At 55.5% G+C, this 12,909-nt stretch carries 8 protein-coding genes; 2 read left to right on the top strand and 6 right to left on the bottom strand.

Features of this window, described 5'->3' with window-relative positions; translation table 11 throughout:
* Positions 1–32: 32 nt before the first annotated feature.
* The 5 genes from BJ885_RS10930 to BJ885_RS10910 form a co-directional block, all read right to left on the bottom strand.
* A complete protein-coding gene (locus tag BJ885_RS10930) occupies positions 33–1,676 on the bottom strand; it encodes a multidrug ABC transporter permease/ATP-binding protein (protein ID WP_029740912.1) in 1,644 nt (547 codons plus the stop codon).
* A gap of 69 nt (positions 1,677–1,745) precedes the next feature.
* A complete protein-coding gene (gene alkB, locus BJ885_RS10925; RefSeq protein ID WP_121931925.1) occupies positions 1,746–2,402 on the bottom strand; it encodes a DNA oxidative demethylase AlkB in 657 nt (218 codons plus the stop codon).
* The gene (gene ada / locus BJ885_RS10920; RefSeq protein WP_121931924.1) at positions 2,402–3,460 is read right to left on the bottom strand and encodes a bifunctional DNA-binding transcriptional regulator/O6-methylguanine-DNA methyltransferase Ada; all 1,059 of its coding nucleotides are present in this window, start codon (positions 3,458–3,460) and stop codon (positions 2,402–2,404) included. Before ada ends, alkB begins: the two co-directional genes overlap by 1 nt.
* Positions 3,461–3,532: 72 nt before the next feature.
* Entirely contained in the window at positions 3,533–4,588 is a 1,056-nt protein-coding gene (apbE, locus tag BJ885_RS10915; RefSeq protein WP_121931923.1) for an FAD:protein FMN transferase ApbE, read from the bottom strand.
* 114 nt (positions 4,589–4,702) lie between these two features.
* On the bottom strand, positions 4,703–5,818 hold the full coding sequence (locus tag BJ885_RS10910) for a porin OmpC (RefSeq protein ID WP_121931922.1): 1,116 nt from the start codon (positions 5,816–5,818) through the stop codon (positions 4,703–4,705).
* Between the two features lie 743 nt (positions 5,819–6,561).
* Here BJ885_RS10910 and rcsD point away from each other — a divergent pair.
* Entirely contained in the window at positions 6,562–9,234 is a 2,673-nt protein-coding gene (rcsD, locus tag BJ885_RS10900) for a phosphotransferase RcsD (protein WP_058841535.1), read from the top strand.
* A gap of 16 nt (positions 9,235–9,250) precedes the next feature.
* A complete protein-coding gene (gene rcsB, locus BJ885_RS10895; RefSeq protein WP_003859405.1) occupies positions 9,251–9,901 on the top strand; it encodes a response regulator transcription factor RcsB in 651 nt (216 codons plus the stop codon).
* A gap of 90 nt (positions 9,902–9,991) precedes the next feature.
* Here the strand turns inward: rcsB and rcsC are convergent, their stop codons facing one another.
* The gene (gene rcsC / locus BJ885_RS10890) at positions 9,992–12,838 is read right to left on the bottom strand and encodes a two-component system sensor histidine kinase RcsC (RefSeq protein ID WP_121931920.1); all 2,847 of its coding nucleotides are present in this window, start codon (positions 12,836–12,838) and stop codon (positions 9,992–9,994) included.
* Positions 12,839–12,909 lie beyond the last annotated feature (71 nt).

The following is a 12,909-nucleotide window of genomic DNA, read 5'->3' as shown; positions in this document are numbered from 1 at the left end:
TCTCCCTGTGGGAGAGGGTTAGGGTGAGGGCATCAGGCCGTACGCGCTACCGCGTCACGCGATGCCGCATCGCGCTCTTCACCGGTCAGCTCGCTCAGCTTGCCGTCGCGCATCTCCAGCAGGCGGTCAGCATGTATGAAGTAGTGATCGTCATGGCTGATGGCGAAAATGGTTTTGCCCATCTCCTGCATCAGCGGCAGCAGCACCTGATAAAACTCGCGGCGGAAATGCGGGTCCTGATCGGCCGCCCACTCGTCCAGCAGGATGATGTCACGCTCTTCCGCCAGCGCCAGCAGCAGCGCCACGCGCTTTTTCTGCCCTTTGGAAAGCTTCAGATTGAGGATCTTCCCATCCTGTAACTCCAGCTTGTGCGACATCTGCAGCTGCGCCAGCCATTTTTCCACCAGCGCAGGATTGGCCTGTTGCCCTTCCGGCCCCAGCAGCCGATCGAACAGCCAGACGTCGGTAAACACCGCCGAGAAAAGCTTGCGGTAATCCTCGGGCTTCTCCGCGCTCAGCGCCTTGCCGTCCAGCAAAATCTCGCCCGACTGCGGCTGATAGAGTCCGGTCAGCAACATCGCCAGCGTAGATTTACCGCTGCCGTTGCCGCCGATGAGGAACAGCAGTTCACCGCGCCGGATCGTCAGGTTGACCGGCCCCACGGAGAAGGCGCTGTCCTGATAGCGGAACGTGACGTTACGCAGCTCCAGCGTCTGCCAGTTCGGGAAGGCCTGCGGGCGCGGGAATTCGGCTTTAAACGGCGCGAGATCGAATTTTTTGAGCTTATTAAATGCCACCTGCGCACTCAGCAGGGTGGGCAACGCACCGACCGCTGAGAGCAGCGGCGTGCGCAAAAACAGCAGCGTCAGCGAGTAGGTTGCCGCGACGTTGGTGTCCGCCCAGCCCAGGCCGTTTGCCATCCAGAATACCAGGCCAATGGCACCCAGCATCATAATGTTTGACCAGTTCACCGCGCTCAGGTGGAAGGTATCGGCGCGAATAATATGATGGCGGTACTCGCGCGCGTCCGGGATATAGAGATGATTAAAGATATGCTCGGCGCGCTCGCGGTTCAGGGTGAGCTCTTTGCGTCCTTCCAGTACCGTCTGGTAATCGTTATAGAGCTTATCTTCGGTTTCGCGCAGCACCGCCATGTGTTTGTAGACGCGCGACACCAGCATAAAGCCGCCCCAGATGGTAATGACAATCCACAGCGCGGTCACCGCCAGCATTTTGCTGGAGAGCCAGGCGAGATAAGCGGCCGAGCCAAAGGTCAGAATGATCCCCTGCACCAGCTCCGGCAGACGAACGAACGCAATGGTAATGGCGCGCACGTCGCTGGTCAGCCCCGCCAGCAGGGAAGCGCTGCCGAGCTGCTCAACGCGCTCTATCTGGGTGTCCAGGATCCGCTTGATAAACTCACTGCGCAGACGAAAAACGAAATGGTGGCCGAGCGCGGTCAGCGCCAGCTGGGAACCGAGCGTAACCGCCATCAACAGAAGCAGCAGGCCGAGAAACTCCGGCAATACGGAGAGCGAGGTGTCGACCATTTCAATCAACCGCACGTTAATAAACGCGATCAGGCCAATACCCAGCGCGGCGCTGGCGAGGCTTAACGCCATTACTGCGATGAAGGGCCAGCGATACTGACGCCAGACAAGGAGAAGTAGTTGCATGCAGGCAATCCGGACAATAAAAATCAGCCAGCAGTGTAAACTGCCCTGCGCGGACATCAAGAATAATTCTTATTTTAGTTTACTGTACCCCGCCTGACGGAAGGTCAGGTTATAACGGTACTCGCCCGTGAGCGGGTGAACCCCGGGCTTCAGCGGCTGAATGCCGTGATAGTAAAGCCGCGACGCCCTGCCCCACACCACCACATCGCCATGTTCCAGCATGATGCGCTTGAGCGGGTCGTTGCGGCGCAATCCCCCAAACTGGAAGACGGCAGGCAGACCTAACGATACCGAGACGATAGGCGCGCGCAGATCGGGTTCATCCTTGTCCTGGTGCAGCGAGAGCTTCGCGCCGACGGCGTAGCGGTTAATCAGGCAGGCATCCGGCCGAAAGTCAGGATACTCAGCTGCTACGGCGGCCTCGTGGCAGAGCGCCTGAAAAACAGCAGGCATCGGGGGCCACGGCTGGCCGGTAGCGGGATCGTTCGGGGCATAAAGATAGCCCCGCTCGTTCGTCGCCCAGCCCCGTTCGCCGCAGTTGGCCATGGCCACCGACATGGTATAGCCGCCCGGCGTCACCATATGGCGAAACGGCGAAACCGCCGTCACCTCGTCGATACCGGCAAGCAGTGCCGCCGCACGGGAGGTTGCAAAGCGGCGTAGGATCACCGCCCCCGGCGCAAGCGGCTCCTGCCAGGGTTCAGCATCCGCAAAAAGATCGAGCATTATCCCTCCTGGCGTTTCGCCTCACGTTTCAGTAATCGCGCTTTTCGCGCCGTCCCCCAACGGTAACCCGACAGCGCGCCGTCGTTACGAACCACGCGATGACAGGGGATCACAATCGCCAGCGTGTTTGCCGCACAGGCTCCGGCAACGGCGCGTACCGCATTGGGTTGACCAATCGCCTGCGCCACCTGCTGGTAACTTGCCGTTTCGCCGCAGGGAATGTTGAGAAGGGCCTGCCAGACGCGCTGCTGGAACGCGGTTCCGCGAATATCCAGCGGCAGCGCAAGCGGTACATCGCGGTTATCAATACTGGCAATCACCTGCTGGACCCGCCGCGCGAAATCCTCTTCCAGCGGCGCATACGCTGCTTTTGGAAAATGCGCGGCAAGCTCTTCGGCTAATTCCGCATCGCTGTCACCCAGCAGGATCGCGCAGATCCCCCGCTCGCTTTCTGCAACCAGACAGCGTCCTAACGAACAGTCGCTAATGGCATAACGCACCGCCACATCCCCTTTGCGGTACTGCCTGGCCGTCATGCCCAGCGCATCGTTGGCTTTGCGATAATAGCTGCTGCTGTCGGGAAACCCCGCCGCCAGCACGGCGTCGGTAACTTTGTCTCCCTGTGCAAGCGCGGTGCGCAGGCGCTGGCCTCGCGCCGCCTGCTGCCAGGCTTTTGGCGTCATGCCGGTCACGGACTTAAACAGACGGTGGAAATGGAAAGGACTCATGGCAACCTGCTGCGCCAGCCCCTCCAGGGTTAGCGTGGGTTCCTGCTCCAGAAGACGGCAGGCGTGTTCCACTTTTGCCAGCTTCTGCGCCTGCGGATCGCGTTTGTCCGGCATGCAGCGCTTGCACGGGCGAAACCCTGCCTGAGCGGCACGGTGGGCATCGGGATAAAAGCGGACGTTTTTACGCAGCGCGTGGCGGGCGCGGCATGACGGGCGGCAGAAAATACCCGTCGTCTGCACGGCGAAGACAAACTGTTCGTCAGCGAGCGGATCGCGGGCCAGCACGGCCTGCCAGCGATCCTCATCGGTAATAAAGGTTGAGTTTCTCATTATCGGCTCCTCTTGTAAGCATACATAGAGCCTGCCTGAGTGCCACTGATAAAAAACCCGCAACCTTGCTTTTTAATTTTTGTCGCGCACCAGGAAGCTGTTGAACTGCGGCGAGCTCCAGGTTTTAAACCCGTCGCCCTCTTTGGTGATCATATAAACCGCCAGCCCTTCCTGACGGACCACCTCTTTGGCTTTTTCCGGGCCGAGAACCATTAAGCCAGTATCCCAGGCATCCGCTTCCAGCGCGGTTGGGGCAATGACCGTCACCGAGACCAGGTTATGCGTGATGGGACGGCCGGTCTGCGGATCGATAACATGTGAAATACGCTTCCCGTCAAGCTCGTAATAGTTACGGTAGCTTCCGGAGGTACTGATCCCATGTCCGTTGATATCTACTATCGCCTGCACGGCATTTTGCCGATCGGTCGGCTTTTGAATCGCTACGCGCCACGGCTTATCGCTGGCGTTCATCCCCCGGCTGACTAACGCGCCGCCCACGGAGACCAGATAGCGGGAAATGCCTTCCTGGGCCATCAGCGCTGCAAGATGATCCGCCGCATAGCCTTCCCCAACCGTCGACAGATCGACAAACAGATCGGGGATATCCTTTTGGAGGTACTGTTGTCCGTACTGATTGATCACCGTCAGATGCTGCAGCCCTGTCCGGGCGCGGGCGTCATCAATGGCCGCCTGTTCGGGCGTGGTCACCGGCTGTTTGTTAGGGCCAAATCCCCAGAGGTTTACCAGCGGTCCGACGGTCACATCCATCGCGCCGTTGGTTTTATAACCCACGCGTATAGATTCGGTCACGATATCGGCCATCGCCTCGCTCACCGGCCACAGGGAGGTGCTGGTGGAGAGGTTAAAGCGCATCAGCGCCGAGTCATTTTTATAGGTCGACAGCAGCTGATCGTCGGCGTCCAGCTGCGACTGGATTTTGCCGCGAAGTTCATCTGTGCGTGTTTTATCGAGGTTCATCACGCTGACGCGCCAGAAGGTCCCCATCGTTTTGCCTTCGAGCACCGTCGCGGCGGGTGCGTCGGCTTTCGCCACGGGGGTGGGATCGTTACACGCGGTCAGGAAAAAAAGCATAGCCAGAAAGCTGGCGCGTAAAAAAGTCATGTCCATTCATTATCATCCTCATGCCAGGGCGGCAAGAGTACACCAAAACGGGTGAGTTGTGAGAATCTGAGAGGCACAAAAAAGGGGCCATCAGGCCCCTTACGTCACACGGTGAAGCGATTAGAACTGGTAAACCAGGCCCAGCGCGACGATATCGTCAGTACCGATACCCGCCTGACGGGTGAATTCATTTTCATCAACCAGGTTGATTTTGTAATCCACGTAGGTGGACATGTTTTTGTTGAAGTAGTAAGTCGCACCAACATCAACATATTTCAGCAGATCCTGATCGCCGTAACCTTCGATGTCTTTCCCTTTAGACTGCAGGTAAGCCACGGATGGACGCAGGCCGAAGTCGAACTGGTACTGAGCAACCACTTCGAAGTTCTGCGCTTTGTTAGCGAAGCCGTAAATGTCACTGCTGCTCTGAGAGTTGCCGAAACGCGTTGCGTTGTAGGTCTGGGAGTATTGCGCCGCAAGGTAGATGTTGTTGGCGTCGTATTTCAGACCACCAGAATAGACTTCAGCACGATCGCCTTCGCCCTTCAGCGCCAGGTTAGCGGTGTTGTTCTGGTCAGCGGTACGTTTGGAAGAAGACATTGCACCACCGATGCTGAAGCCTTCACCCAGGTTATAGGTCACGGATGCACCGTAGCCGTCGCCGTTCTGTTTCAGCAGGCTACGACCGGTGTCGTTTTCACCGCTTACGCTGCCGTTTTTACCCTGATACTGCAGGGCAAAGTTCAGGCCATCCACCAGACCAAAGAAGTCCTGGTTACGGTAGGTCGCCACGCCGTTAGCACGGGACTGCAGGAAGTTGTCTGCGCCGTAGGTATCGCCGCCAAATTCTGGCAGAACGTCGGTCCAGGAGGTTACGTCGTAGATTACGCCATAGTTACGACCGTAATCGAAAGAACCCGCGTCAGCGAATTTCAGACCCGCGAACGCCACACGCGTCCAGGCCTGGTTGTCACTTTCAGAGGTGTTACCCTGGATCTGGTATTCCCACTGGCCGTAACCGGTCAGCTGATCGTTAACCTGAGTTTCGCCTTTGAAGCCAAGACGCATGTAGGTCTGGTCGCCGTCGGCACTCTTGTCGTCAGAGAAATAGTGCAGACCATCGACTTTACCGTACAGATCTAATTTGTTGCCATCTTTGTTATAAATTTCGGCCGCATTTGCTGCGCCTGTTACCAGGAGTGCTGGTACCAGGAGGGACAGTACTTTAACTTTCATTTTATTAACCCTCTGTTATATGCCTTATAATTGCCACTGCTTACTGGTTAACCCTCATTAACCAGTCGGCAATTTCATTCTCCGCAAAATTACAGAATAATCCAATGCGAATATGATACGAAAACTTTGAAGATGTTTCATTTAACCATCAACATGTTTCAAAATGTAAATATCAAGGAACTTTTACAAAGCACAAATAGCTTAGAAAATTAGCACTTATAATCAAACAGGAAATTCACCATATAAATATCAATGAGTTACAATAAAATCCGTTACAGCACTGAATGACAAAACAAGATCTCGCCTAATCTCTAAAATAACTCTCGCTATCATCATTAACTTTATTTATTACCGTCATTCAGTTTTGAATGTCTGTTTATCCCTAATTGAACCGGATGCTCCGCATTCGGTTTTTTTTTACCTTTCTTTACGTAACTTCTCTTTTTTTGTGCTACCGCACCGTAATTGTAACGACTATTAACTAAATTCACGTCGGGTATCTTTCGAAATCCATCCATTGGTACAAAACTTAATTTCTTGTTAATTCGTGCTATTCTTTGACTGCGCGGGCTGATTATTTGTACGCGTATGGCGAGTTTGTACATGTTTACTGCATGCATCACCGCCGATATTGTCCCGTGAAAAAGTCGCCTCATCCCGGACAGTCGCGCTGGAAATTCAGTTATTACCCTTTATACTGCCCTATCGCCACAGAGCACGACCATAACGGGTTAAAGATATCAATGAGTCAGACTGAAACTACCGCCCCGAGCAAATTCTCCCTTCTCCCCGGGAGCATCACCCGTTTCTTTCTTCTTTTGATCGTTGTGCTGTTAGTCACCATGGGGGTGATGGTACAAAGCGCGGTTAACGCCTGGCTGAAGGATAAGAGCTATCAGGTCGTGGATATCACCCACGCCGTGCACAAGCGCATAGATACCTGGCGCTACGCCACCTGGCAGATTTACGACAATATCGCGGCAGCCCCGACCTCCTCGTCCGGAGATGGACTTCAGGAGACGCGGCTTAAGCAGGATGTCTATTATCTCGAAAAACCGCAGCGTAAGACCGAGGCCCTTATCTTTGGCTCTCACGACAGCGCGACGCTTGAGATGACGCAGCGTATTTCGACCTATCTGGATACCCTCTGGGGGGCCGAAACGGTACCGTGGTCGATGTACTATCTGAACGGTCAGGACAACAGCATGATCCTGATCTCAACGCTGCCGTTAAAAGATCTCTCATCCGGGTTTAAAGAGACAACCGTGGGCAGCATCGTCGATTCCCGCCGGGCAGAGATGCTGCAGCAGGCGAACGCCCTTGATGAACGAGAGAGCTTCTCTTCCCTGCGTCGTCTGGCATGGCAAAACGGCCATTACTTTACTCTGCGCACCACGTTCAACCAGCCAGGACATCTGGCGACGGTGGTGGCCTTTGATTTACCGATTAATGATTTAATCCCGCCGGATATGCCGCTCGACAGCTTCCGCCTGGAGCCAGACAGCAGCACCCAAAACATGCGTGCGGCGTCCGACAAAGAGGCCGCAGAGAGCGTATCGATCTCCTTTAACGGCTCGAAAATCGAAATTGCCTCATCGCTGAACTCGACCGGCATGCGTCTGGTGTGGCAGGTGCCGTTTGGCACGCTGTTGCTCGACACGCTGCAAAATATCCTGCTGCCTCTGCTGCTGAATATCGGTCTGCTGGCGCTGGCGCTGTTTGGCTATAGCACCTTCCGTTTCCAGACGGGGCGTCAGAGCGACGCCTCTGCGGTTCCGGCCGGCACCAGCAATGAGCTGCGCGTATTGCGTGCATTGAATGAAGAGATTGTTTCCGTGCTGCCGCTTGGGGTCTTGGTTCACGACCAGGAGGCGAATCGTACGGTGATGAGCAACAAAATTGCCGACCATCTGCTGCCGCATCTTAACCTGCAGAACATCACCACCATGGCGGATCAACACCAGGGGGTGATTCAGGCCACCATCAACAATGAACTGTACGAGATCCGTCAGTTCCGCAGCCAGGTGGCTCCCCGCACGCAAATCTTCATTATTCGCGACCAGGATCGCGAAGTGCTGGTCAATAAAAAACTCAAGCAGGCGCAAAGGCTGTATGAGAAAAACCAGCAGGGGCGCGCCGCATTTATGCAGAACATTGGCGATGCCTTCAAGCAGCCGTTAAAAACGCTGGCGACCCAGGCGGCGGCGTTAAACACCTCTGAAAGCCACCAGCTTGCCTGCCAGGCCGATTCGCTGGTCAGAATGGTTGATGAGATCCAGCTGGCAAACATGCTGGAGAATGATTTCTGGAAGGGAACGCCAGCCCTCTTCTCCATTCAGGACCTGATCGATGAAGTGGTGCCGGAAGTGCTGCCCGTCATTAAGCGCAAAGGGCTGCAGCTGCTGATCAATAACAATCTCCCTGCGAATGACGAACGCCACGGCGATCGCGAAGCGCTGCGCCGCATTCTGCTGATGATTATTCAGTACGCAGTGACCACCACGCAGATCGGCAAGATCACCCTTGAAGTCAGCACCGAGGAGTCAGCAGAAGACCGTCTGACGTTCCGCATCCTGGACACCGGGGAAGGCGTCACAACAAGTGAAATTGATAATCTGCACTTCCCGTTCCTGAATGACACGCAGAGCGATCGCTACGGCAAGGCCAATGCTCTGACCTTCTGGCTGTGCGATCAACTGGCGCGTAAGCTCGGCGGCCACCTGAATATCAAAGCCCGTGAATCCCTCGGCACCCGCTATTCTCTGCATGTGAAAATGGCGGCCAATCCGCAGGAAGAAGATGAAGAACGTCTGCTGGATGACGTCGTGGTGATGGTCGATGTGACCTCGAACGAGATCCGCAATATTGTCGTTCGTCAGTTAGAAAACTGGGGAGCAGCCTGCATCACCCCGGATGAAAGACTTGCAAGTCAAGAATTTGATCTGTTTTTAACTGATAATCCGTCTAATCTTACTGCCTCCGGCTTGCTTTTAAGCGATGATGAGTCAGGCGTGCGGAAAATCGGCCCTGGCCAGCTGCGCGTCAACTTTAATATAAGCAATGCGATGCAGGAAGCTGTACTACAACTAATAGAAGAGCAGCTGGCGCAGGAAGAGATAACGGAGTCACCGTTAGGCGGCAATGAAAATGCCGAGCTTCACGCCAGCGGATACTATTCACTCTTTGTTGATACAGTACCAGATGATGTTAAGCGGTTGTATACTGAGTCCGCTGCGAATGATTTTGCAGCGCTGGCACAGACAGCACACCGGCTTAAAGGGGTGTTTGCCATGCTTAATCTGGTTCCCGGCAAGCAGTTATGTGAAACGCTGGAACATCTAATTCGTGAGAAAGATGCCTCTGGCATTGAAAAATACATCAGCGACATTGACGCCTACGTCAAAAGCTTGCTGTAGCAAGGTAGCCTTATACATGAACAATATGAACGTAATTATTGCCGATGACCATCCGATTGTACTGTTCGGTATTCGCAAATCACTTGAACAGATCGAGTGGGTGAATGTAGTCGGTGAATTTGAAGACTCTACAGCACTGATCAATAACCTCCCAAAGCTTGATGCACACGTGCTCATTACCGATCTCTCCATGCCTGGAGACAAATACGGTGATGGGATCACGCTCATCAAATACATTAAACGTCACTTCCCGGATATCTCGATCATTGTTCTGACCATGAACAACAACCCGGCGATCCTGAGCGCGGTGTTGGATCTGGACATCGAAGGGATAGTGCTGAAACAGGGCGCCCCGACCGATCTGCCAAAAGCGCTCGCTGCGCTGCAGAAAGGCAAGAAGTTCACGCCTGAGAGCGTCTCTCGTCTGCTGGAAAAAATCAGCGCGGGTGGCTACGGTGACAAACGCCTGTCCCCGAAAGAAAGTGAAGTTCTGCGCCTGTTCGCAGAAGGTTTTCTGGTGACCGAGATTGCCAAGAAGCTGAACCGCAGCATTAAAACCATCAGCAGCCAGAAGAAATCAGCGATGATGAAGCTGGGCGTGGACAACGATATTGCCCTGCTGAACTATCTCTCCTCCGTTACGCTGAGCGCAACGGACAAGGATTGATCCCGGACGGGTGTGCGGCCTGATGCCCTCACCCCGTCCCTCTCCCACGGGGAGAGGGTGAAAAAACGAAAAGGCCCTTGCGGGCCTTTTTTATATTCTGGTTTTTCTCACGCGATCCGCGTAAATCGACAACGTCTGCTTCAGCACGTCCAGCGTCACCGGTTTCGACAGACAGCTGTCCATGCCTGACTCCAGACAGCGCTGTTTCTCTTCCGCCAGCGCGTTCGCCGTTACGCCCACTACCGGCAGCGTCAGGCCAAGCTGTCGGATGCGCTGCGTCAGACGGTAGCCGTCCATGTTTGGCATGTTGACGTCGCTAAGCACGATATCAATATGATTTTTACTCAGAACATTCAGCGCATCCACGCCGTCATTAGCGGTTTTGCACTGGTAGCCCAGCGATCCAAGCTGGTCAGCCAGCAGGCGACGGTTAATCGGATGGTCATCCACCACCAGAATCATCATATCGTCATTTACCGACGCCAGAGACTCCGGTGACGGCAATCCGCCCGCGCCGTCGCGCTCTTCCAGCTCCACTTTGTAGATGCGCGCCAGCAGGCTTAACAGCTCGTGCGGCGTTGCAACGCTGTGTACCCATTCCCCAGGCGCACGCTCGACAGGAATACCGATGTGGCGACGGCAGAAGAGCACCGACCCTCTACCCTGCCACGGCTGATCCGGCATCTCGTCGGCGATCAGCACATCGTCCACATCCGGGGTTTGACCTTCATAGCGACACACCCTCACGCCGCTGTGGGCAAGCAGCGCCGTCAGGTAGTCATTCAGCGAGGCGTTATGCACCGCCAGCCAGCAGCGCTTGTCGCTCAGCCCGTCCACCGTCGCTTTAGCCGGATACTGCGCCGAATAGAGCGGAATACGGATGGTGAACTGGCTGCCCATGCCGGGCTCGGTATCAACGGAAATATCACCGTCCATCATGCTGACAAGCTTCTCACAAATCGCCAGCCCCAGTCCGGTGCCCTGGAAGTTACGCTGCACGCCGGTCCCGACCTGGAAGAACGGGTCGAACAGGCGAACCACTTCCTTCGCCGGGATGCCGACGCCAGTGTCGCGCACGCGAATGCTCAGGTAATCCCCCGCCCGGCAGACGTGCAACACGATACAGCCAACGTCGGTGAATTTGATGGCGTTGCTGAGCAGGTTAGAGATGACCTGCTGCAGGCGCATCGGATCGCCGTGCAGCGTCAGCGGCACGTCCGGTTCGATAAAGCAGTAGAGCCCCAGCTGTTTACGCACCACCAGCGGCAGATAGTTGGCGCTGATGTGGTTCATAACCTCGCGCGGCGAGAACTCCCGCGGCTCGATTTTCAGCTGCTCAGACTCAATTTTAGAGAAGTCGAGAATATCGCTGATGATTTTCAGCAGCAGGCTGGAGGAGTTGTTCATTGCCGTCACCAGCCTGTCGACTCCTTTCGGTAATTCTTTCGTCTGCAGCAGATCGAGGTTACCGATGATCCCGTACAGCGGCGTTCGCAGCTCGTGGCTGACGGTGGCAAGGAACATGGATTTCGACTGGCTGGCCTGCTCCGCGGCCTGCGCCATCTCCTGCAACGACTCTTCCATCTTCACGCGCGCGGAAACATCCACCAGCACGCAAATCGCCACGTTTTCATTGCGATAGCGGGAATGCACAAAGCTGATCTGCAGGTTGGTGTGCGTGCTGGTGAGCACGTCGACAAAGTTAACCTGCTGACCGCAGATAATTTGCGTCAGCCTCTGGCGGTCTTCGTGCGTCAGCATGTTCAGGTAGTTATGCGCCAGCTCGTTACTCAGGATGTTGGTTCCGTCCTGGGTACGCAGAATGCAGATCCCCACCGGCGCCGACGCGACAATCTTCCGGTTAAACTGCTCGTGCTCCTCCAGCCGCTGGGCGTCGCTTTCGGCCGGAATAAAGATTTTCCGCTCATACATGCGCGCCAGGGTGAACAGCGCCCCACCCGCGATCAGGTTCAGCAGAATGGCATTCATGATGAGAATGCGTATCCGCTCAAGCACCATATCCACCGGCAGTGAATAGACAATACTCAGCGACGAAGGCGGCAGGCTCTTCTTCAGCACCAGTTCGCGGAAGCCCGAGGTATAGCCAAACCACGACCGCTCCTGCATCCAGTGCGGTTCGACGTTTAACCGGTTATCCGGTCCGGCGAGTGAGATCAGCTGATGACCGTTTTCATCCAGAATGGTCACCCCCATGGGCAGGCTGCCCGGGGTGAAAAAGTTTTCCATGCGAATGGTCTGCTCAATCCCCAGCAGCGCCTGCAGGCGATTGCCCAGATACACCGGCGTCAGGGCGTAGAAATAGCCCACGCCCGGGCGCGGGCCCTGGCTAACCCAGAAGATGTTATTCCCGCGCTCGTCCTGCGGCGCATTGCGGTATTTCACAATACGTTCATGCAGGCTTTTCAGCGCATCGTCACGCTCAACGGGCACATCCCGCAGGCCAAAGTCAGCCATGCAGAGATTTTCACTGCCAATCAGGAATACGCGGTTAAGATCATAGGCGGCGGAGAAATTGTCGCGCCAGTAGCGCATAAACCAGGCAAGGGATTCCAGCGACCCGCGCCAGGTATTGCTCATGGTGGAGCAATCGGAGTCGGGGAACAGCGGCTGGAAGTCCGGGACTTCGGTATTGTCATTCCGGCCGCGAAGCGCAAGGATGCCGTTTTCCGCCGTCAGGCGATTTTCGGCGATATACTTCAGCTCCTTCATCACGTCAGACGTTCGCTGAATGTAGCGCTGGGCCTGGTCGGAGCTTAAGTTAAACTCCTGGCGGATCTCCGCTTCTTTCTGGTGCAGCGCGTTAACGATGTAAAACACCGAGAACAAGGCCACCAGCAGCCAAAGCAGGAGCGCCAGCGCCCGAAACAGATAGCGAGAAACTTTCAGCGTAGTACGAAAGGAGACGAGGTATTTCAAGGGGGCGAGGCTCCGCCGTCGGGGTAAAAAGAATGTGGTTAAGGTAGCGGTAAACGCGCCAGGTCGCAACG

Source organism: Enterobacter sp. WP_7_1, from assembly GCF_003688535.1.
Classification (GTDB): Bacteria; Pseudomonadota; Gammaproteobacteria; order Enterobacterales; family Enterobacteriaceae; genus Enterobacter; species Enterobacter asburiae.
The sequence above is the reverse complement of the archived record's forward strand: the minus strand, read 5'-3'. Positions and strand labels throughout refer to the sequence as shown.

Bases quoted from the DNA above. Each gene is read 5' to 3' on its own strand.
- BJ885_RS10930 (WP_029740912.1), bottom strand. From the start codon at position 1,676: ATGCAACTACTTCTCCTTGTCTGGCGTCAGTATCGCTGGCCCTTCATC.
- alkB (WP_121931925.1), bottom strand. From the start codon at position 2,402: ATGCTCGATCTTTTTGCGGATGCTGAACCCTGGCAGGAGCCGCTTGCG.
- ada (WP_121931924.1), bottom strand. From the start codon at position 3,460: ATGAGAAACTCAACCTTTATTACCGATGAGGATCGCTGGCAGGCCGTG.
- apbE (WP_121931923.1), bottom strand. From the start codon at position 4,588: ATGGACATGACTTTTTTACGCGCCAGCTTTCTGGCTATGCTTTTTTTC.
- BJ885_RS10910 (WP_121931922.1), bottom strand. From the start codon at position 5,818: ATGAAAGTTAAAGTACTGTCCCTCCTGGTACCAGCACTCCTGGTAACA.
- rcsD (WP_058841535.1), top strand. From the start codon at position 6,562: ATGAGTCAGACTGAAACTACCGCCCCGAGCAAATTCTCCCTTCTCCCC.
- rcsB (WP_003859405.1), top strand. From the start codon at position 9,251: ATGAACAATATGAACGTAATTATTGCCGATGACCATCCGATTGTACTG.